Origin of the sequence: Rhodovastum atsumiense (genome assembly GCF_937425535.1) — a bacterium.
Taxonomy (GTDB): Bacteria; Pseudomonadota; Alphaproteobacteria; order Acetobacterales; family Acetobacteraceae; genus Rhodovastum; species Rhodovastum atsumiense.
In genome coordinates this window covers 57585-77133 of sequence record NZ_OW485606.1, presented here as the reverse complement: position 1 = coordinate 77133, position 19549 = coordinate 57585, and the positions used below count along the sequence as shown (strand labels likewise).

Here is a 19549-nt window from a genome sequence, read left to right as displayed (position 1 = left end):
TTTCCCTCGAACCAGCACGGCGGCGTGCCGCCCGGCTTGCATCGGACGGCGCATCCGATCGGGCAGCGCCGATTACTCATAGTGGGGCTTTTCCGCGGGACGCGCCGGCGAGTTCTCCATCTCATCGGCCTCCTCCTGCATCGCCTGGATGCAAGATTCGCAGTAGGCGGGCGCATCGGCGCTCGTTCCGGTATCGGCGTCGCAGCGCAGGCAGCGAGTGGCGATGATGCGGATGGTGCTAATTTCGGACACGGCAGCCTCTAGGAACGAGGGCTTGAAAGTGTCTTGGGCACGCATAAGCAGCGTCGTTTAAGCAGCCCGGCGTTGAAAGGAATACCCCAAGGCTCTAGGGACCTTAATCTTCTTCGGGATCAGCCTCACCGATCAGCCCATTGTACCCAAACTCCGCTTCAAGATATTCAAGCGCGGACCAGTCCTGGTCAGTCGGCTTATAACCTGGGCTGGGTTCTTCCCAGTAATCATCATCGTTCAGCTTGTACCCGGCACCTTCCAAATGCTGGCGCGCCTGCTTCTCGCCACCGGGCCACTCCGCGCGAAGTTTGTCAGATTCTTTAGACATGTTTGTTCCTTTCATGGATTAGCTGGAAGGGTTGGCCTTGAACGCGACGGCGTATGATCCATCCCGCTTCCGCAGCAGGACGAGAGAGCCATCTGCTGTCTCCGTGAAGGCGCGAGCCGACCACAGCTCGCCGAGTGGCGACGTGGCCCAATCATCGAGCGGCGGATCGACACGAACCACACCCAGCATCGGCGCCGCGCGGAATGCTAGCGTTTTGGCATAGCGCAGGGATCGCGCCTGAAGCGGTGTCCACGTCAGACCGGCGCCAGGGTAGCCCAACGTCATGTTCGACCTCCGGCTTAGCGGGAAGCGTCGGATTTGCGCAGCACGGAGATCAGGGCCTGGGCTTCTGCAATGTGGCGCTGCCTTGTTCTTGGTGTCGGAGACACTACACCATAGGCGCATTGATGGCGCAAGCCATGCCACAAAGAAAAATGCACCAGAGGCGCGTTTTTCTTTTGCCAGACCGCGGCGACGAAGGCCCGCGCCTTGGCCCCCTCGATCGCCTCGACGCTGAACTCTGACGAATTGGTCCGTGCGCCCTCGTGGGCAGCACGAACTGTCCCGCGGCGATTCTTTCACCGCTGATCGAACGCGAATGAAAGCTGCTGGAACGGCCCGGCCTCTGTGCGGAACATCGCTGACTCCTCTTTGCAGGCAAACAACACCACAGGCGCATTGCGCGTTCAATCCACAACCACAAAAAATGCACCAGAGGCGCATTTTTATTTTGCAACATTGATGCGCCTGTGGTGTTGTTGGTGCCGAAGGAGAACGGCGATGTCGAACCGCAAACTTGAAGCTGCGATCAGCCAAGGTAGCTTGTTTGACCTGCTGGCTGCCCAGGCCCCCCAAGCCTCGCGTCGCCTTCTGATCCTGCAATGCGGGAAGTCGAAGAACCCGGCCGAAGGCAAGATACCGGCCCGGGACCGCTACACCGGCCCGCTGTGGACGACGCTCCGCAACGCCGATCCCAACGGAGAGCGCACCCAGGTTGCGGCGCTCTCGGCCAAATACGGCCTGATCCGCGGCAGCCGCGAAATCGATAACTACGATCTAGAAATGACAGACCGGATTGCCGAGCAGATGTTGTTTGGCGGCGGAAGCGCCCTCTATCCCGTCGCCGAGCCCTGCAAGGCCAAGACCGAGGCCGGTCGGGACCGCTACCGGGCGAAGCTGGCCGCCATGGGCCGGACCTCCCCGTTCCGCGAGATCGTCCTGACCGAGCGCGCCGCCGGCGCGCCTCTCACCGAAATCTGCATCGTCGGCGGGCACCGCTATTGCCGCGTCGCCGAAGCCCTGCTGGCCGAGTTTCGGCTGATGGGCATCCTTTCCCCGTCATGCAAGATCACCATCATCAACGACGAGATCGGCATGATGCGGAAGCGGATGAAGGAGTGGATTGCGGCTTAATCAGAAAAAACGAAAGGAACTGGCTATGGCCACGAACGCACCGTTCCCCCTGGCGGCTTCCGACAAAGCCCTGATCCTGGCAGCCCTCCGGGCCTACACCCCGCCGGCGCTCCTCGATCTTGAGGACTTGGGCGGGCTGATCGACAGCATCGAACAGGCCGGCAACGTCTACCTCGACTACGCGGACGCCCCGCCCGCCTGCGAGATCGACATTGAAAAATTCGATGACATGGACTGCCGGCCGCTGCGGGACCGCGGCGAGGAGCAGTTCATGCACAACGCCTGCGACTGGTGAGAAGGGAAGCAGACATGACAATCGCACGCGAATCCTATCGCGCCACCTACCGCATCACCCGCGTCATGTGGAAAGGCCAACGCCAGCAGAATGACATGAGAGGTGCCCTTCGCGAGCGCCTGGGACTGTCCTTGGAGGAGGCCATCGCCTCCGCCGCCGGCGCGCACCCGCGGGCCTGGGATGCGGCCTGGAATGCCACGTTCCGCCCCCTGCCGTCCCAGCAGTGGAACCGGGTTGAGGCCGCCTGGGGCAACGTTCACGGGGATTGGGACATCTCGTTCCGCATGGCGGTTCGCCGCCAGCTCAAGATAGCGCGCCAGATCCGCCATGAGCGCCAGATGTTCGTGCGTGGGCTGCCGGAGCGTGAGCAGCGGTTCTGGGAGTTCGACCGGCACGCCAAGGCTATCGCCCAGGGGAAGCCGGCGCGTAGCGGCATCGCCTCCGGCACAGAGCTGGCGGCATGACCACCAGCACCGTGCAGCTCACGCTCGCGGAGGCCGAGCTGCTGGAACACCGCCTGTCGATCCCTGACTGCATCGCCGACGCGATCGGCGATTACCGCGAGGACGAGGACGGGAACGAAGTCCCCTGCCCGTGGACGCGGGATCAGATCGAGGCAAGTACCCGCGGCTTGCTCGCCCAGGTCGAGAGCCGGCGCTGCATCGACCTGACGGACGATCTGGCGGTTGAGATCGCCGAGGATTGCATGAGCGGTTCGACGTTCTTTGCTGACATTGACGATGCGGTGGCGACGGGAGAGCTGACGAAGGAGCAGGCCGCCGCCTACCGGAGTGCCGCGAAAAGCCTCTGCCGCAAACTCAGCAAAGCCGCCGGCCGCAAGCTGGATGGCTTCCCGCCGGCCTGAAATGCCCCGCATCCCGGGCATGAACGACCTGTTTGCTGGGACCGCATACAGCGGCCCCGGCGCAGTCTGCGGCATCTGCGGCCGCGCCCTGAAAAATCCCGCCAGCATCGAGCGGAGCATCGGCCCCGTCTGCGCTGGCAGCGCCCATCCAAAGACCACCAGCAAGGAGGCTGAGGAAATGCGCGCTCGATACACGACGGAGGTGGAAACGGTGCTCGGCATAGCCGCCATCACCATCCGCGATACCGGGCACGACAGCACCAAGAGCGTGACCAATGATGCCGAACGTGTGGTCCTCGATCTGCGGGAGCGTGGCTTCAAGCTGAACATGCCCGTCATCTACTGCGACAGTATGGGCCGCTGGGACGGTCTGACGATCCGCAACGGCGTGTTCGCCGGCTTCTACCCGCTCAATTCCCCCGGCAGCACCGACTACAAGGAAGCCAGGGTGATGCTCGCCACCATGATGGCGTTGCGCGATCAGCGCCTGGGCGACGCCACGCCCCGCGGTCCGGTGTCGGTGGAGGATTGACCGTGAGCGACCCTCTTTTTCTCATGTTTCTGGCGTGCGCTGCCAGCCTCGCCGGGGGGCCGTTCATGATCCACGGCACACGCTCCCTCAAGGTGGGCGCGCCGGATTGGGGCGCCATGAGCATCGGCATAGCCTTCCAGGCCGTGGCTTTCCTCCTCGTCATCGTATCCATTCGGAACACTTGACCGTGCAACGCGAAGAAAGCCCCAGCTCTGATCCGGCGCCCAATGCGCCGGAGGAGCCTGTCCTGATCTTCAAACACAACCGCGGCTACTACCGGCCGAACGAGTGCGGCTACACCAACTGCACCCGCTACGCCGGGCACTACCCGCGGCCCCAGGCGGAGGAAATCGCGGCGATCGAGCCGGAGAATTTCACCCTCTACCCGGTGCCACAGGACCCGCCGGAGCTGGAAGCCCTGGCGGAGTCCATGTTCCTCGCCGACTGCGAGGAGCCTGATGCGCACAAGCGGAAGATCGGAGGCGTTCCGGCCGAGTATGCCCGCTGGGGCGAGGGGTGCGGGACGCAGATCGGCATGACAGCGTGCGAGAGCTACCGCCGCCGCGCGCGCATGGTCCTGTCGCTGCTGGCCCAGCAGCGCATCAGCATAATCCGGGGAGACGGCTAACCATGCGATCCCGCTACACGACCGAGATCGTCAACAACGTGATCTGCATTGAGGACACGGGCGACGAACATTGGGACGAGACGCGCAGTGTCACCGATGACTTGGACAACGTCATCGCCGACCTGAAAGAGCGCGGCTTCGATCTGACCCTTCCCATCATCTACAAAGATACAGAGACGGGACTCTGGGATGCCGTGATGGTCCGCGACGATCGCTTCGATGGCTTCCAGCGACTCTGCGTGGAATCGCGGTCTGCCGCCATCTTTGAAGTCACGCGCGAGGACTGAGATGTCAGGCGCCCCACGAGAGCAGTACCGCGGCGCCGCCCTCGTGGGGCGGGTGTCTGGGGGAGCACCCCTGCCCGTCTGGATGGATCTCGTGACGATCGAGTGGCCCGAAGTGCCGGAGCTGCACCGGAAGGAACTGCCGAGGCAAAAGGCGAAGCTCCTCGTGGATTGGGCCGTGGACTGCGGGCGGGACCAGACGAAGCTGCCTCCCCCCTACACGGCCATTCACCCCAACCCGGGGCCGGGCGCTGTGGCCACCGCGCCACCACCGCCTCCGGATCCGCCGCGCCTCGCGCTCGACCCGCCGAATCCAGGCGCGGCAGAAGCTGCGGCGCAGCTCCGCGCCGCGCTGGACAGCGGCCAGCCGCTGAAAGCCGGGGCGGCCATGCACATCAAGGCCGGGCGCAACAGCGGGTGGTTCCTCACCTTCCCAGCCGTCTCCGGCCTGCGCCGATTCCATGGGCAGAATGGAGCAGCCTACACCCACGCCCTCCTGCCAGCCTGGGAATACCAGCCGGCCGAGCTGCGGGAGATGCTTGGCGACTTGGAGGACTTGGCTGCCGGCAAGGGGCAGCCGACGAAGGAGACGACACCGGTGAAACCGCCGCCGGTGAAGCCACCGCCAGCGAAGCCCGCCGCAGCCGGCGGGAACCGCAAATACCAACGCGACGAAAATGGAAGGCTCGTGTTCTGATGAACATGCGACGCATCATTCTGGCCGCCGTCTTGTTCTGCGCCACGTCAGGCCCCGTGCTGGCGAAGGCCGCACCGCAGGCCGTCTGCGCCGACTATGCGGCGATGGCTCAACAATTCGCGCAGGATCGCGACGAAGGCATAGCCGAGGACGAACAGCGCAAGACCGTCCGACTGCTGTACCAATACAGCCCGACCCCAGGCGCCCAGGAACGCCTCGCCCTCGCGGAACAAATCATCACTGCGGTCTACAGCACCGCGGTTGATGTGCCGCCCAACGCTATGAAAGGCATGATCTATAACCAGTGCATCAACGGCGGCCGCAGGTAGCATTACCGCAAAGCAGGCGCGCAAGCTGGTGCTCCTGCGCGATGCGGACGGGTGGCTCCTCTGCCCATATTGCGACGGCCGTGCGAAGCTAGTGACCCTTCTCTGACATTTTGTCGACGAGACCGAATGGCCGGTCTTAGCCGGAAGCGGAATGGCGGTTTTGCGGGGGGTTCGTCAAAGAGCGGACTTCATGGATCGTCACTCTGGACGACGGGTGTTTCAACGAACCCCAATATGTTATGCTCTGTTCGGGGTAGGCTCCTGATCGCTTTCCCGCCGCAGTAGGGGTAAGCTCTGCCTCCTACGCGCGACATTCAGGCGCAAAGGAGAGGAAGAGGCAACTTGGCGACCTACAGCAAGACGATCATCTGTCTGGCGAACTCGTGGAAACTCGGCGCGCGATGCATCGCCGGAAAAGTCGTAACCCCGCAAGGTTTTGGCGAGTGGATACGACCTATAGGTACAGCAGACCACGGCGCGGTCTCGTATCAAGACCGCCATTATGACGGAGGCGCTGACCCCGCCTTGCTCGACGTCATTGAAATCCAGATGTCGTCGAAGTCTCAGCATGCATTTCAAGTTGAAAACCATAATATCGACAATCAATGGTATTGGAGGCTGGTCCGAAGAGCCGCACCTGCGGAACTCGACAAAGCCCTAGACCCGCTTCAACGCGACCTATGGGGCACTTCTCTCTTTTCCAGCGGCAGCGGCGCCAACGACCGTGTTGCGGAACATATCGCGCCGAACTTCGGTTATTCCTTGCGGCTCATACATGTAGCTGACCTAGAAATTCGAGTTTCTGTAGAAAATCCGAGTTTTACTAATAAAAAGACAGTGCGAGGTTATTTTACGTACTCCGGAGCCAGGTATGGATTGGCTGTCACTGACCCAGAGACTAGATCGCTCTATATTTCTAGACCAGAAGCAACTTACCCTGTTGGGGCAGCGATTTTATGTGTTAGTCTTGGTGAGCCATTAAATGGGTATGTCTATAAGCTGATTGCAGGGGTGTTCCTGCCTTGAGCGCGTCGTTTACCAGAGTAAGCGAGGAGGAAGCCGTGGAGCCAAGAGAGGGTACCAAGGTGCTCACAATTGGGCACTCCACGCTTGCCCTCGATTCATTTCTCAATCTGCTTAAAAAGGCAGGAGTAACAGCCGTTGCTGACGTGCGAAGCACGCCATTTTCACGGCGCTCCCCACACTTCAGCCGTGACGAATTTCGTGCCGCGCTCAGGGAAATCGGAATTAAATATGTGTTCCTCGGCAAAGAGCTGGGTGGTCGCCCTCGCGCCAGCAACCTCTATTGCGACGGAGTTGCGGACTATGAAAAAATGGCTGTGGAGCCTGCCTTTCTGAAAGGCATTGAGCGGATTGTCAAAGGCTCCAATGAGCATACGATTGCGCTCATGTGCTCGGAACATAACCCGCTAGATTGTCACCGCTGCCTTTTAGTCGGGAGAGCGCTAGCAGCGCGTAAAATTTTACTCGGGCACATATTGAGTGATGGAAAGACCGTTACCCAATACCAGATAGAAGAAAAGCTTTTAGCTTTATCTGGTTCTGAAAATAAAGACATGTTTGCAACTCGCGAAGAACTACTGGCTGCTGCCTATCGGTCAAGGGCGAGATCCGTCGCCTACCGGGAACCCGCGCGAGAACTGATGGCGCCGGCCGCACCGCATTGGTCTGATCATGCCTTTTGACGTTACAACTATCGGCTTCACTAAAACCAATGCGAAGGGATTCTTTGACCGCCTCGTTTCGGCTGGCGTCAAAGTTCTCTACGATGTTCGGCTGCACAATACGTCGCAGCTTTCGGGTTTTGCTAAGGCCGATGATCTTGCTTTTTTTCTCCAAAAAATTGGCAACATAAAATACCAGCATCAACCGCTACTTGCTCCTACAGATACTATGCTGAAATCATTCAAACGCGATAAAGGGGATTGGGATGAGTATCAGAAAAAATTTCTTGACTTGATGATAGAGCGCAGAATTGAAGACCGTTTCAATCCATCTTTATTTGACGGTGCCTGCCTTCTTTGTTCCGAAGCCACCCCACACCACTGCCACAGGCGACTGGTCTGTGAGTATCTTAATTCCAAATGGGGCGGCGCCCTAAAAATAAGGCACCTATAGCGGTTGAAGTCGCGACGCGCGAGGCCCGCATCGCTGCCCACGCGGCATTCGATCGGCTGTGGCAGGCGAAGATGCGCCGCGACGGCTGCACGAAAGGCGTTGCGCGCAGAGCCGGGTATCGTTGGTTGGCCAGCCAGCTCTACATGGACCCGGCGTACTGCCACATCTCGTGAATGGACGCCGATCTGTGCCACGAGGTGGAGCGGATCTGCATGGCCGTTGGCCGATGAAGCGCCGTCGCCAGAACCGAGCAAGCGGCGTGGCGACGGCGCTTTATTCATTTGAGAGAACGTATCGTGCGGCCTTGCCGGCTAACCAGCAAGCGACGGCAATAAAAAGGCACAATGCCGTGAAATAAGAGACTTCATCCAGCGGGTATCCAAACAGCACCATGGCTGCGTTACGGAAGGCACATACAACGAATATCGCGGCCAAGCAGACCCCGAGCCAGTAAAGGACCCTGCCCAAGCGAACAATCATAGATCAGCCCCACTAACCGCCCGCACCCATGCGCGAGGCGTAACGTAATCGTAACGGAACCGGACATCCGCCTCAAGCAAAGGTAAACGTTCCCTGGTGGCGATGGCGGAGCCGAAAGCCTGAGCGCGCGGCCCGTGCCGCGGCTGAGACGGTCGGCGGTCGTGACGGCAGCCTTCGCCGCATCATGCAGACCGACACGCCGCCACCCGTCCTCCTGTTCTTCGCCAAGGCGGTAATCCGCGGCGGCGCCAGCTCTGACCTGTTCGCGGATAAGGTCGAAGTCGCAGGCTACACGAACACCCACGGGACGTTCGTGGCCCCGCACAAGGCCACCCGGCACAAGCGCCGGGTGGTCCGCGCCGTGCCGGAGGCCGCCAGGGTGCATGTGCAGCCGGATCTGTTCGGCGCCCGGCTGGCGGCCGAGGCCCCAGCGAAGCGCACCCCCAAGACGGACGATCGGCAGACCATGCTGTTCGGCGCGCCAGCTCCGGCGCCAGAGCAGCCTGCCGCGACACCGGAGGCCAAGCCGCAGGACATTGACCGCCGGCTGGCCGCGCTGAAGGAGCGCCGCGCGCCGCATCCGGAGGAGGTGGCGCCGGAACCGGCCGCAGCTCCGCAGCCGGCGCCGAAGGCGCAGGAGGCTCCGCAGGCCGCGCCCGCGCCCCAATCCATCGCTGACCGGATCGTCCAGACTTACCTCAAGCTGACCGGCGGGCAGGTCAACCGCCGCGCCCGGCTGGCCGACATCCGCGCCGCAATGCCCGACGTGCCGCGCGAGGATCTGGACCGGGCGCTGTTCGCCCTGGCCCACGGCGGCGATGCCGGGCTGCTGCGGAACGACGATCAGGCGATGCTGCGGCCGGAAGATCGGACTGCGGCCGTTCAGATCGGCGATCAGGAACGGCATCTGCTGTGGCTCGACCGGCCGGACCCGAAAGTGGCCGGGCAAGAGTCCCCGGAGCCTCCCGCGCCAGCCCAGGAGGCACCGAAGGCGACGGAGCCGGCGGCGAAGGTGCCGGACGCCATCAAGGGGCGGCTGAAACGCGCGCTGGCCGCCCTGGCGGACGTGGAAGCCGCGATGGAGGGCGCCCGCCGCACCGACGAGAAATTCCAGGGCGACGGGCGCTACGAGTACGACGCCTACCAGAACCGCGCCACCCAGCGCGAGGCGGCGCAGGCCATGCTCGCCAAATTCCGCGAGCAGGCCCGCAAGCTGGGCATCGACCCCGAGGCGACGATCCGCGAGCTGGGCGGCGAGCCGAACGTGTCCATGTCCCAGGCGGGGCAGGCATACGCCGCCGGGACCGGACAGGAGCCGGACGTATCCAAGACGGAAGTCGGACAAATGCCGGCAGCACCGGCCGAGCAGAAGCCGTCCGCTGACCCGCTGCATGCCAGCGACGAGGAGTGGCGCCGGGCGATCTACGACGCGATGCAGGCTCGGTGGGACGCCGGCAAGGACGTGACGGTCCGCACCGCCCTGCGCGTGACGAAGATCGGCCCGAAGCACCGCGATTCCGTCCGGTTCCGCGACGAGCAAATCCAGATCGCCCGCGGCAAGGGGTGGGACACCCTGCTGGGGATCGGGCGCGAGATCGACCAGCTCGCGCACGAGCTTGGCCTCCCCACCGGCCAGCAGCGGGCGGATGCGCAGCAGGCGGCGCGCACCCCGGAGGACGACGCCCGCGACGAGGCCCAGCTCGACGCGGCGGCGCGGGAGCTGCGCCCCCTGGTGGACGCCCAGGACCGTGCCCGGGAGAAATGGGCCACAAGCCGCAGCTTGGAGGACGAGAAGGCGCTCGATGCCGCCGGCGCCCCTGTGCAGGAGGCCGGCAAGCGGCTCGGCCTGACCGAGCTCCGCCTGCATGACGCCATCGAGCTGGCGTCCAACATGGACCCAGCGCCGGCCGGAGCCGGACAGGAGCCGGACGAACCCAAGGCGGAAGCCGGTCAGAAGCCGGACACACCACCGGCGGCTGCCGAGCCGGCCCCGGGGGCAAAGTCGGAGCCGATCAAGCTGCGCCAGGGCGATGGCGAGGCTGCCTCCGTCCTCCTCCATGCCGCCGCCAGGGGCGACAAGGAAGCCGCCGGGCGGATGACCGCCAAGGAAATGCTCGAAGCCGCCAACCGGCGGAAGTTCGACATTGCGCAGCGGAACCAGCGCGATCCGAGCCTGCAAACCTATGCCGACGCGCTGATGAACCTCGTGGTGGAGCATGCGAACGCGGACGGGAAGCATGACGCGTTCCTGTCTAGCCTGAAGGGGCAAGCCGCCTTCAACTTCCTGACCGACGCCATCGGCGAGACGCTCGCCCAGGCGATCGAGGAGGCCCAGCCGCAGAAAAAAGGGCGGAAGAAGGCCGGGAAGGAGCCGGCGCAGGCCGGACAGCAGGCGGCGGACAAGCCGGACGAAACGCGGGCAAAAGCCGGACAAACGCCGGCCGAGCGCCCCAAGAAGGGGGCGAAGGGCGACCGGGCCGCGGTGGTGGCCGCGGTGCGCGATGCGCTCGACCGCGACGACGCTCCGGCCGCCATCGCCGCCCTCGAATCCCTCACCTACCAAGACCTGCAAGCCGCGGCTGACGCCCTCTCCCTCCCCTTCACCGCCAACCCCAAGGGCAAGAAGGAGCTTGTCGGGCGGCTCCACAAAATCATCCCGAAGTTGACGCGCAGCGCCGTTGCCGCCTTCCAGCGCGAGAAGCACATCGCCGGAATCCGGTCCGAACTGAAGAAGGACGAGCACGCCCTGGCGGACCGCGAGGCGTGGGAAGCCGGGAGCAGTCCCGACGATCCGGCGTGGGCCTATGCCCGTCTGCCCGTGGGATTGACCAAGGATCAGCTCAAAGAGCGGATCGCGCAGCGCCGCCGCGAGCTGGCGCAGGCCGAGGGGGGCGCCAGCCCAGAGGAGCCCCAGCCGGAAGCGCCGGCAGAGTCCCCGCCCCCGGCCGCTCCGGCGAAGCTGACCAGTTTCGGCGTCCAGCCCGGCACCACGAAGGGCGAGCGGAAGAAGGCGAACAAGCGCGCCCTCGCCATCCTGGCCGAGAAGCGCGACGAGGAGATGACGGACGAGGACCGCGAGGCCCTGGCCCGCTACACGGGCAACGGCGGCGTCGGGGATTCGCAGAGCGAGTTCTACACCCCGCCGGCGGTTGCCTCCTCGATGTGGGACATGCTGCGGAATGCCGGCTTCTCCGGCGGGAGCGTGTTGGAGCCGAGCTGCGGAACCGGCGTCTACCTGCACACCGCCCCCGAGGCCGCCCGGGTTACGGGCGTGGAGATGGACCCGACCAGCGCGCGGATCGCCGGCATCCTGCACGGCCCGGCCGGGCACGACATCCACAACGCCAGTCTTGAGCGGTTCGCGACCCAGGACGGCCGGCAATTCGACGCGGTGATCGGCAACGTGCCGTTCTGCGGCCGCGGCAGCCTCCTGAAAGACGACAAGCCGGAGCTGCCGCGCGCTGAGCAGTACTTCGTGGATACCGCGCTCGACAAATGCCGGGACGGGGGCCTTGTGGCCGTGATCGTCCCGACCGGCATCATGGACGCCCAGGGCACCCGCAGCTTCCGCGAGCGCATCATGGCGAAAGCGGAGTTCCTGGGCGGCCGGCGGCTGCCGAATACGTGCTTCCAGGCTGCCCATACCGAGGTGACGAGCGACATCCTCGTGTTCCGCAAGCGCCCCCAGGAGATCGCCGGGGCGCTGGGCGCGCTCGATCAGGACCAGCTCAAGGCCGCAGGCGTATGGGACGCCGAGTTCCTGGCCGGGACCTACTTCCAGGGCCGCGGCGCCCCGAACGTCATGGGCCGCGTGACGACGAAGATGGGGCAATTCGGCGAGGAGGCGACCGTCGCCGGCAGCATGGAGGGCGTGCCCGAGGCCCTGTCCACCTGGGCGCCGGAGGAGCCGGTAGCCCCCTCCCCGTCCGTGCCTGCCATCCTCGAAAGCCTGGGCGACGACGCGGCGGCCCGCCGGCGCGTGACCAACGCGGCGCTGCGCACCCCCTATCAGGTCGCGCAGCCCGGGGACGTGCGGGTGGTCAACGGCGTCCGCTATGTCCTGCAAGGCCAACCGCCACGATGGAACCGGGCCGAGGAGGAGGTTCCAGAGGCGGTCGAGGACGCCCGGCACATCGCGGAGCTGCTGGACGACTTGGCCGAGGGCCGGGCGCGCGATCCGAAATTCACCCGGGCGGGGCTGATCGAGGCCCTGGACTCCTGGGTGGCGGCCCACGGCACGCCAGCCAGCAACAAGCAGCTCCGCGCGTGGCTGGCCGCGCCGTTCATGCCCCGGGGCGAGGACGTGCATCCCGAGGACCACGCCCATCAGGTGCAGCAGGCCCAGCGCCACGTCGCTCGCATCTTGGGCGCGGTCAACGCTGACGGCAGCTATTCCGACCTCGTGACCGGGCGCGTGCGCGAGGCCGAGGCCGCAGACCTTGAGACGGTGGCGACGCGGCTGGCGCTGGAATGGGGCGGGTTCACAGCCGACCAGCTCGCCACCGCGGCCAACGCGCACGTCGATACCGTGCTGGATCGGCTGCACGCCTCCTCCGACTTCGCGGTGGAGGCGGACGGCAAGACGTGGACGACGATCGACGGCTACATGACCGGCGACCTGTGGCCGAAGCTGGATGCAGCCCGGGCCGCCGCAGCGGAGCCGAGCGTCGCGCCCGAGCTGCGCGCGAAGTATCAGCGGCAGGTCGCCGAGCTGGAAAAGGCCATCGACCCCAAGAGCCTTGAGGACGTGGAAGTCACGCTTTCCTCCGGCTTCGTCCAGCCGGGCGACATCGAGGCGTGGTTCACGGCGCGGAACGACGCCTACAAGGAGCGCAATCCTGGCCGGGCCTGGGAGCCGGGCGAATACAGCGTCACCTATGACAGCGGCGCATGGTCGATCCGGAGGGCAGACGACGGCGGCGCCCCCTTCCGCGGCAACGATGCGGAGCTGGTGGAGCGTTTTCTTAACCGCGATGGCGTGCGCCGGACCGAGACAGAAAAAGTCGAGGCCCTGAACCGCGAGTTCAAGACGTGGCTGCTGGGCAGCGAACGTCGAGAGGCGATGGAGGACCGATACAACAGGCTGTATCGCGGCTTCCGCGCACGCGAGTTCTCGAACGCCCCCATCCACATCGCCGGCATGAACACGGAGGGCTTGAAGGCTTTCCAGTACGGCGGCGTTCGCTGGGCACTGGCAGCGGGCAAGGGCATCGTCGCCGCAGATGTCGGCCTTGGCAAGACGGTGAGGGGCCTCATGCTGGCGCGCCTCGCCAAGCAGACAGGGCAGGCGAAGCGGCCAACCTTCGTTGTCCCCAAGAGCGTGGTCGCGAATTGGGTTGCAGAGGCCGAGAAGTGGTTCCCCGGCAGCCGGGTCCTCGTGATCGGCGAGAGCATGGTCAAGGGGCGGGACGGCACGATGAAGGCCGTGTCCGACGACGAGGCCACCCGGAAGCAAAAGCTCCAATCGCTGACGCAAAACGATTGGGATTTCGTGTTCATCACGCAGCCCGCCTGGAACGAGCTGGATGTCTCCCCCGAGCTGCGCGACCGCTACGAAAACGACAACTTCTGGACCCAGCGCGCCGACGCGCTCGACCGGGCCAAGAGCGACAAGAAGCGCGGGAAGATCCGGACCGCGTTCGAGCTGCAGCAGGCCAAGCAGACCTTCACCAAGCGCGAGGGCTCGATCTTCTTCGATGACCTTGGCGTGGACATGCTCGTCATGGACGAGGCGCACTGCTTCCCGGCGGGGACGCTGGTGGACGGGCGCCCCATCGAGAGCTTCCATGCCGGGGATTTGGTGCGGGCCTTCGACCACGCCGCCGGTCGCATCGTCCTTTCCAGAGTTGCCAACCTACAGATCCGCGTCCCCCGCGATCTCTATCGGATCGAGATGGACGACGGCACGACGCTGATCTGCACAGGCAAGCACCCGATCTTCACGCCGCACGGCTACATCTTTGCCGAAGATATCGCTGTCGGTGACGTGGCGTTCAAAAACAAGCGGGGACCGGCGGATGGTGAAGAAGAAAGGCGACCCATGGAGGCGGAGCGTTCCTCGCCTGGAAACGGCGACGCTTCCATGCGCGTGGTGCGGCACGCCCTTGAAGCTGACGCCGCAGCAGGATTGGAGGCGCCGCGAGGGGCAGCGGAACTTCTTCTGCAACAAGACCCACTCGGCGCATTCCAGGGAAGCCCGGAAGAGGCCGAATCCCTCCGCCATGGAAGCAGAGATTGCGCAGGCGAAGGCGCGATTGCTGGCCGTGCTGGGAGATGGTTGGGTGGCGGAGCACATGGTCAAGGAGCCGTATCCGGAGAACGGCATCCCGTTTTGCTACAAGGTGGACATCGCACACCCCGGGCTGCTGATCGCCATGGACGTGATCGCATTGCACCCATCGTATTCCAAGCAGGGCCGGGACCACAGGAGGGAGGCGATTTTATGGAGGTGCGGGTGGCGCGTGTTGCGCCTCTCGATAGGGGAGTTGACGAAACGTTTGGAGGAGTGTGCAAGGGCGGCGTCGTCTACAACATCGAAGTAGAGCGCCATCACAACTACATCGCCGAAGGCATCCTCGTTCATAACAGCTACAAGAATCTGTTCGCCGCACGCCAGCGGTTCGGCGAAAGCCCGAAGTTCCTGGGCGGATCCGGGCAGAGCAAGCGCGCGCTGGACACCTTCCACAAAACCAGGGCGCTGCGCGACGCGAACGGCGGGAAGGGCGTGTTCATGCTCACCGCCACGCCCACGAAGAACAGCCCGCTTGAAGTTTACTCCATGCTTTCGCACATCGCGCCCGAGGCATTCGAGCGCATGGGCATCCGGAACGCCGAGGATTTCCTCGACCGATTCTGCGTGTTCGAGACACGGAAGATTCTCGGTCTCAACGGCGAGTATGACGACGATCTGTGCGTGACAGGCTTCAAGAACCTGTCCGAGCTGCGCGAGGTAATGCGCCGCTACATCGACCACAAGACCGCCGAAGATGTCGGGCTTGAGCTGCCGGAGCGCGACGATCAGCAGCACATGGTCGATATGACGCCGGCCCAGGAAGCCGTTTACGAGGAGCTTCGCTCGCTCATTGCCGGCAAGGACGATGCCGCTGGCAAGATCGACGCCGAAGGTGAGGCGCACATCTTTTCCGTCATGGACAAGATGCAGAAGGCGACGCTCGACCTGTCCCTGCTGGGGCCGGAGCATGCAGGCGAAGCAAGCCCGAAGATGGAGCTGTGCGCAAAGAACGTTGCCAGGGGCGCAGCAGACGGCGGGCAGGTTGTGTTCTGCGAAGCGATCGACACGCACGAGAAGATCGTGGACATGATCGCCAAGCATGGTATCCCGCGCGAGCGCATCGCCATCATCAACGGCAACACCGCCAAGACCGGCGATGCGCGCCAGAAAATCAGCGACGCCTTCAACTCCGGCCGCATCGACGTGGTGATCGCCAACAAGACGGCCGAGGAGGGCGTGAACCTCCAAAAGCGCACTGCCGACATCCATCATCTCGATCTGCCGTGGGAGCCTGCGACCCTACAGCAGCGCAACGGGCGCGGGCTCCGCCAGGGCAACACCAACAAGGCGGTGCGACTGCACACCTATCTGGCCCGCGGCAGCTTCGACGGCTATCGCTGGCAGACGATCAGCGCAAAGAAGGATTGGCAAGACCTGCTGTGGAATGGCGGGGACACCGTCGAAAACCTCGTGTTCGAGGGCGGCGGCACGCGCGAGGAGATGATGATCGCGCTGTCCAAAGATCCAGACGCCACTGCGAAGAAACTGTCGGAGGACAAGGAGGCGCAGCAGGCGCGCACCGAAGCGGCGGAGCGCGGGAAGGCGACCGATCAGTTCACGCGCTATCAGGAGATGCGCCGCAGCCTTGCGGAGTTGCGCGCCAAGCACCCGCAGGGAGCCGAGCCGAGCGCGGCAATGCGGCGCCTCGAATACCGGTCCGACGTGCTCGCTGACACGCTGCGGCACTCGAAATGGTTCGCACACAAGGAGCTGCTGGACAGCGTCGAGCCGGCATACATCGAGCCGAGCACCAACGTCGCATGGACGAAGGGCAGGGGGTTCGAGCTGGCCGGCGGCTCCGGCGGGCCGATCCACTACAGCTCCTCGCCGACGCGCTGGGTGGTCGAGGGCGTGGACCTGGGCAATGATGCCGGGCCGCAGATCATTGCCCGACAATGGGGGGCCACCCCAGGCGATGACAGCAAGACCGTCCGCATGGACGCGGCGAAGTTCAAGGCGGGCGTGACGCCGATCGCCTACAGCCAGGAGGAAGAGGAAAAGCACATCGCGGCGGAGAAGGCCGCCCGCGAGGCGAAGGCCAAGAAGGAGGCCGAGGAGAAAGGCGTTGCCCACCTGGGCGAAGTCGCGGCCATGCCGCCCGTCGTGGTGCAGGCGCGCGCCGCCGAGCTGCAACGCCAGCTCAAGGCATCCGCGGCCGCCTACAAGGATTACGGCTGGGATGGCCCGCTGCCGCTGGTGCGGCCGGATGGCAGCGTGTTCGCCGCCGAGAGCTACGATGCGCGCAAGCGCCTCGCCGACAACGACTTCCTCCTGCCCACCCCGGAGAACCGGGAGAAGGCCATCGCCGCCTATGCCGACCTCGCATCGCGCCGCCGCATCCGAAACAACTTCGTGTCCGGCCGCCGCGGCAAGACCACCCATGTCGGCGTGAAGGCCAGCTATCCGGACAGCAACCGGGAATACTCCGGGTTCGAGGCGAACCCGTGGGAGAAGATCATCCGGCAGCTCTACGGGGACGGCGCGGTGCAGGAGGCGCGCGCCGCCGCCGACAAGCGGATCAGGGAGCGCATCGACGCGGCGCCCGACTTCCGCTCCGCGGTTGAGGCCGCACAGCCGGCGGTGCAGCTCCCGCAGTATGGCGGCTCGCTGGCCGCCGGGGCGTGGCCGGCCGATGTGGTGGCGAAGCTGTGGGACAAGGCCGCGGCCGAAGGGCTGCTGCACACCCCGCTGCGGCAGGCGGCGCCGAGCGATTACCAGGGCAGCATCAACCACCACACGTTCAGCATGCCCGTCCCGGGCAGCTCCTACGACCGCACCAACCCCGGCATGAAGGTGGGCGACTTCCTGAACGCCGTGGGGGCGGGCAGGGAGATGCCGCCCGCGCCGGAGCCGGCGCCCAACCCCAAGCCGCAACCGGCGGCGATGCCAGCCGCAGCGCCCACCCAGCCCCCGGAAGCCGGACAGAAACCGGCGGAAATAGCCGGACAGAAGCCGGATGCGATATCCGGACAAAAGCCAGCGTTTCCCGGACAGAAGCCGGCGAAAGCCGGACAATCGGCGAACAGGCCCGATGGCGGGCGCCAGCTCGTGGAGCACGTCACGGCGAATGGCAAGACGATCCGGGGCGTCATCCGGCGCGATCTGTCCTACCATGAGGCCAAGAAGATCGACCCCTATACGTTCCGCAAGGACGGGGGGATGTTCATCAGGGAGAAGCACCTTTGAGCGACACCCCAGGCCAGATCGACGTACCGACCGCGCTCCGGAACATCATCGGCGTGTTGCAGGAGAACCCGGCCAACTATCGCCTGTTCGGCGTGTGGTGGTGGCCGGTGAAGCTGGCCCTGCACGTCACCGGGCATGGCCAGGAGGTGCCGGGCCTGTCCAACCTGCCGTCCGGCAAGAAGCCGTACATGGACGAGGAGCAGGCGGCGCTGGTACCGAAGGGCGGGGTGCAGGAGATCCTGGCCGCGGCCTTCGAGGAGTATGGGCACAACGCACGTTTCGGGCGCCCCAACGGTCAGGTCGAGACGCCCGATGGCGAGGTGGTGACGATCTACGACCCCGACATCGGGTTTTAGGATCCGTGCCCGAATACCCCTTTCGACATGCCGGTCAGCATTCATTCCATAGTTGGCACGACATGGTCCAAGGTGCCAAAGAGAAACGAAACCGCTATGATCGCTTCACCTCTTGTCAGAGGCTGGATCTGGGACTGCGTCGTCCCGTTGCACGAAAGAGCGTGAGTCTTGCAATTAAATATAGCACTTTTACTATTTGCTATCGTGCTGTTTGGCTTGCTGATCTGGTTAATGGCTCAGATCCTGCCGTCTACAGAGGAGAAGCCAGAATCTGCCCCACCCAAGATATCTCCACGTAGCAACAAACCGATCCGCCCGCGCTCTGTCGAAGAGCAACTTCGTGATGAGATAGCAGCGGTTCATAATAAGCTGGCATTCCTACAGGGCGAACATGACCGTTGGAAGGAGCGAGCTAAAGCACTGGCCACTCGCGTTTGCGAGCTTGAAAGTGCTCATGCGGAAAGCATTAAAACTGATTCCGGGGATCGCTCTCAATACCGGCGCCTGCGCAGCCTAATCGCAACCGAATTTCATCCTGACCATATCAAGGTTGAAGGTATAGAAAAGATAGTCCGAACGGAGATATTCAAGGCAATCTGGCCAAAAGTGCAGGATATTGAAAAGACTCATTAAGTCATATCATGGTTGTACAAAACTGAAAGTGACAGAGAGGACAAGATGCCTATTTCGGCCACGGGTTCACCATTAGGATCCGAGCCAAAATAAACTTTTTTATGTGCCTGTCAGTATTCTCATGGCGGCAACGTTACTTGCACTCGAAATCCACTGATTTGGATCGTTTGTTCAAACTTGATCCTTTAGCGGAGCGTATCCGGCCGCCGCCGGGCCGCATCGAAGGCCCGGCGATCGCGGTCCGCTTCGCGCTCCCGAGCGGACCGGTCCTGTTCGGCCTGGAACGCCCGCTCCTGGGCGGCGCGCTTGTCGCGGAGCCACTGATCCGCGCGCCACTCCTCCTCCGCGGTCGGATCGCGAGCAGCGGCCGGGAGCGCCGCCAGCAGGGCCAGTGCCAGGAAAGCGGCGCGCAGCATCATGGCCTCCTACCCGGCTGTGAGCCGGAATGCGATTGCAAAGCCGATCAGGCACCCGATGACGAACACGCCCCCGAGCACCGCGGCCACCACAGCGTACGTCCGCCGGTCGAATGCCTTCTTCCAGCCGGAGGACTCCCGTTCGATTGCCGCGCCGACGCGCGCCTCCATCGCGGCGATCACCCGCGCCTGGAACGCCTCCATCGCTGCCGGCGGGAGCGGTTGCCGGGCCTCGAACATGATCCGCGCCAGGGCAGGCATCAGCTCCACGAAGGCCGCCTGGGCGACGAAGATTTCCCGCCAGTAGGGATCGCCCTTCACGCCCGGCGCGCGCGCCGCGGCGACGATCCGTTCGAGCGTCCGATCCACCCGCCCCTGGAAATCGGCCATCAGCTTCGCTGCGTCAGGCCCGGGCAGAGCAGAC

Annotated in this window: 22 protein-coding genes; 17 read left to right on the top strand and 5 right to left on the bottom strand. The window is 64.3% G+C overall.

Annotation, left to right across the window (positions count from 1 at the left end; all coding sequences use genetic code 11):
• Positions 1–72 precede the first annotated feature (72 nt).
• The 3 genes from NBY65_RS32815 to NBY65_RS32805 form a co-directional block, all read right to left on the bottom strand.
• Positions 73–252, bottom strand: coding sequence for a hypothetical protein (locus NBY65_RS32815; RefSeq protein WP_150041371.1), 180 nt, complete (start codon positions 250–252; stop codon positions 73–75).
• A gap of 103 nt (positions 253–355) precedes the next feature.
• Positions 356–580 carry a hypothetical protein gene (locus NBY65_RS32810; protein ID WP_150041372.1) on the bottom strand — a complete coding sequence of 75 codons (225 nt, stop codon included), beginning with the start codon at positions 578–580 and terminating at the stop codon, positions 356–358.
• 18 nt (positions 581–598) lie between these two features.
• Positions 599–865, bottom strand: a complete 267-nt coding sequence (locus tag NBY65_RS32805) for a hypothetical protein (protein ID WP_150041373.1) — start codon at positions 863–865, stop codon at positions 599–601.
• Between the two features lie 495 nt (positions 866–1360).
• Here NBY65_RS32805 and NBY65_RS32800 point away from each other — a divergent pair, with 495 nt between their 5' ends.
• The 17 genes from NBY65_RS32800 to NBY65_RS32720 all read left to right on the top strand — a co-directional run bounded on the left by NBY65_RS32800 (position 1361) and on the right by NBY65_RS32720 (position 18709).
• Entirely contained in the window at positions 1361–1993 is a 633-nt protein-coding gene (locus tag NBY65_RS32800; protein ID WP_203330509.1) for a hypothetical protein, read from the top strand.
• 25 nt (positions 1994–2018) lie between these two features.
• Positions 2019–2288: a hypothetical protein gene (locus tag NBY65_RS32795; RefSeq protein WP_150041374.1), complete on the top strand. Its 270-nt coding sequence runs from the start codon at positions 2019–2021 to the stop codon at positions 2286–2288.
• A gap of 14 nt (positions 2289–2302) precedes the next feature.
• Positions 2303–2752 carry a hypothetical protein gene (locus NBY65_RS32790; RefSeq protein ID WP_150041375.1) on the top strand — a complete coding sequence of 150 codons (450 nt, stop codon included), beginning with the start codon at positions 2303–2305 and terminating at the stop codon, positions 2750–2752.
• On the top strand, positions 2749–3153 hold the full coding sequence (locus NBY65_RS32785) for a hypothetical protein (RefSeq protein ID WP_150041376.1): 405 nt from the start codon (positions 2749–2751) through the stop codon (positions 3151–3153). Before NBY65_RS32790 ends, NBY65_RS32785 begins: the two co-directional genes overlap by 4 nt.
• Before the next feature lie 19 nt (positions 3154–3172).
• Complete coding sequence (locus tag NBY65_RS32780) at positions 3173–3685, top strand: DUF6011 domain-containing protein (RefSeq protein WP_150041377.1); 513 nt, start codon at positions 3173–3175, stop codon at positions 3683–3685.
• Between the two features lie 2 nt (positions 3686–3687).
• Positions 3688–3870 carry a hypothetical protein gene (locus NBY65_RS32775; RefSeq protein WP_150041378.1) on the top strand — a complete coding sequence of 61 codons (183 nt, stop codon included), beginning with the start codon at positions 3688–3690 and terminating at the stop codon, positions 3868–3870.
• A 2-nt stretch (positions 3871–3872) separates the two neighbouring features.
• On the top strand, positions 3873–4313 hold the full coding sequence (locus tag NBY65_RS32770; protein WP_150041379.1) for a hypothetical protein: 441 nt from the start codon (positions 3873–3875) through the stop codon (positions 4311–4313).
• 2 nt (positions 4314–4315) lie between these two features.
• On the top strand, positions 4316–4600 hold the full coding sequence (locus tag NBY65_RS32765) for a hypothetical protein (RefSeq protein WP_150041380.1): 285 nt from the start codon (positions 4316–4318) through the stop codon (positions 4598–4600).
• A 91-nt stretch (positions 4601–4691) separates the two neighbouring features.
• The gene (locus NBY65_RS32760; protein ID WP_150041381.1) at positions 4692–5294 is read left to right on the top strand and encodes a hypothetical protein; all 603 of its coding nucleotides are present in this window, start codon (positions 4692–4694) and stop codon (positions 5292–5294) included.
• On the top strand, positions 5294–5623 hold the full coding sequence (locus tag NBY65_RS32755; RefSeq protein ID WP_150041382.1) for a YjbH domain-containing protein: 330 nt from the start codon (positions 5294–5296) through the stop codon (positions 5621–5623). Before NBY65_RS32760 ends, NBY65_RS32755 begins: the two co-directional genes overlap by 1 nt.
• A 342-nt stretch (positions 5624–5965) precedes the next feature.
• Positions 5966–6649, top strand: a complete 684-nt coding sequence (locus NBY65_RS32750) for a dual OB domain-containing protein (RefSeq protein ID WP_150041383.1) — start codon at positions 5966–5968, stop codon at positions 6647–6649.
• The gene (locus NBY65_RS32745; protein ID WP_203330510.1) at positions 6646–7329 is read left to right on the top strand and encodes a DUF488 domain-containing protein; all 684 of its coding nucleotides are present in this window, start codon (positions 6646–6648) and stop codon (positions 7327–7329) included. Before NBY65_RS32750 ends, NBY65_RS32745 begins: the two co-directional genes overlap by 4 nt.
• Complete coding sequence (locus NBY65_RS32740; protein WP_150041384.1) at positions 7319–7762, top strand: DUF488 domain-containing protein; 444 nt, start codon at positions 7319–7321, stop codon at positions 7760–7762. Before NBY65_RS32745 ends, NBY65_RS32740 begins: the two co-directional genes overlap by 11 nt.
• Positions 7729–7935 (top strand): zinc-finger-containing protein, encoded by a 207-nt coding sequence (locus tag NBY65_RS32735; protein WP_150041385.1) that lies wholly within the window; start codon positions 7729–7731, stop codon positions 7933–7935. The genes NBY65_RS32740 and NBY65_RS32735 overlap by 34 nt, the downstream gene beginning before the upstream one ends.
• Positions 7936–8426: 491 nt before the next feature.
• Positions 8427–17720, top strand: a complete 9294-nt coding sequence (locus NBY65_RS32730; RefSeq protein WP_150041386.1) for an SNF2-related protein — start codon at positions 8427–8429, stop codon at positions 17718–17720.
• The gene (locus NBY65_RS32725; RefSeq protein WP_150041387.1) at positions 17717–18076 is read left to right on the top strand and encodes a hypothetical protein; all 360 of its coding nucleotides are present in this window, start codon (positions 17717–17719) and stop codon (positions 18074–18076) included. The genes NBY65_RS32730 and NBY65_RS32725 overlap by 4 nt, the downstream gene beginning before the upstream one ends.
• A 168-nt stretch (positions 18077–18244) precedes the next feature.
• A complete protein-coding gene (locus NBY65_RS32720) occupies positions 18245–18709 on the top strand; it encodes a DUF2157 domain-containing protein (RefSeq protein ID WP_150041388.1) in 465 nt (154 codons plus the stop codon).
• A 185-nt stretch (positions 18710–18894) separates the two neighbouring features.
• Here NBY65_RS32720 and NBY65_RS32715 read toward each other — a convergent pair whose 3' ends face one another.
• Both NBY65_RS32715 and NBY65_RS32710 read right to left on the bottom strand, forming a co-directional pair.
• Positions 18895–19128, bottom strand: a complete 234-nt coding sequence (locus NBY65_RS32715) for a hypothetical protein (RefSeq protein ID WP_150041389.1) — start codon at positions 19126–19128, stop codon at positions 18895–18897.
• Positions 19129–19134: 6 nt separating this feature from the next.
• Positions 19135–19515, bottom strand: coding sequence for a hypothetical protein (locus NBY65_RS32710; RefSeq protein WP_150041390.1), 381 nt, complete (start codon positions 19513–19515; stop codon positions 19135–19137).
• Positions 19516–19549 lie beyond the last annotated feature (34 nt).

What these genes read in the sequence shown, in the direction of transcription:
- NBY65_RS32795 (WP_150041374.1), top strand. Translation starts at nt 2,019, where the DNA reads ATGGCCACGAACGCACCGTTCCCCCTGGCGGCTTCCGACAAAGCCCTG.
- NBY65_RS32735 (WP_150041385.1), top strand. Translation starts at nt 7,729, where the DNA reads ATGGGGCGGCGCCCTAAAAATAAGGCACCTATAGCGGTTGAAGTCGCG.
- NBY65_RS32780 (WP_150041377.1), top strand. Translation starts at nt 3,173, where the DNA reads ATGAACGACCTGTTTGCTGGGACCGCATACAGCGGCCCCGGCGCAGTC.
- NBY65_RS32765 (WP_150041380.1), top strand. Translation starts at nt 4,316, where the DNA reads ATGCGATCCCGCTACACGACCGAGATCGTCAACAACGTGATCTGCATT.
- NBY65_RS32785 (WP_150041376.1), top strand. Translation starts at nt 2,749, where the DNA reads ATGACCACCAGCACCGTGCAGCTCACGCTCGCGGAGGCCGAGCTGCTG.
- NBY65_RS32755 (WP_150041382.1), top strand. Translation starts at nt 5,294, where the DNA reads ATGAACATGCGACGCATCATTCTGGCCGCCGTCTTGTTCTGCGCCACG.
- NBY65_RS32715 (WP_150041389.1), bottom strand. Translation starts at nt 19,128, where the DNA reads ATGATGCTGCGCGCCGCTTTCCTGGCACTGGCCCTGCTGGCGGCGCTC.
- NBY65_RS32740 (WP_150041384.1), top strand. Translation starts at nt 7,319, where the DNA reads ATGCCTTTTGACGTTACAACTATCGGCTTCACTAAAACCAATGCGAAG.
- NBY65_RS32810 (WP_150041372.1), bottom strand. Translation starts at nt 580, where the DNA reads ATGTCTAAAGAATCTGACAAACTTCGCGCGGAGTGGCCCGGTGGCGAG.
- NBY65_RS32800 (WP_203330509.1), top strand. Translation starts at nt 1,361, where the DNA reads ATGTCGAACCGCAAACTTGAAGCTGCGATCAGCCAAGGTAGCTTGTTT.
- NBY65_RS32710 (WP_150041390.1), bottom strand. Translation starts at nt 19,515, where the DNA reads ATGGCCGATTTCCAGGGGCGGGTGGATCGGACGCTCGAACGGATCGTC.
- NBY65_RS32730 (WP_150041386.1), top strand. Translation starts at nt 8,427, where the DNA reads ATGCAGACCGACACGCCGCCACCCGTCCTCCTGTTCTTCGCCAAGGCG.
- NBY65_RS32790 (WP_150041375.1), top strand. Translation starts at nt 2,303, where the DNA reads ATGACAATCGCACGCGAATCCTATCGCGCCACCTACCGCATCACCCGC.
- NBY65_RS32805 (WP_150041373.1), bottom strand. Translation starts at nt 865, where the DNA reads ATGACGTTGGGCTACCCTGGCGCCGGTCTGACGTGGACACCGCTTCAG.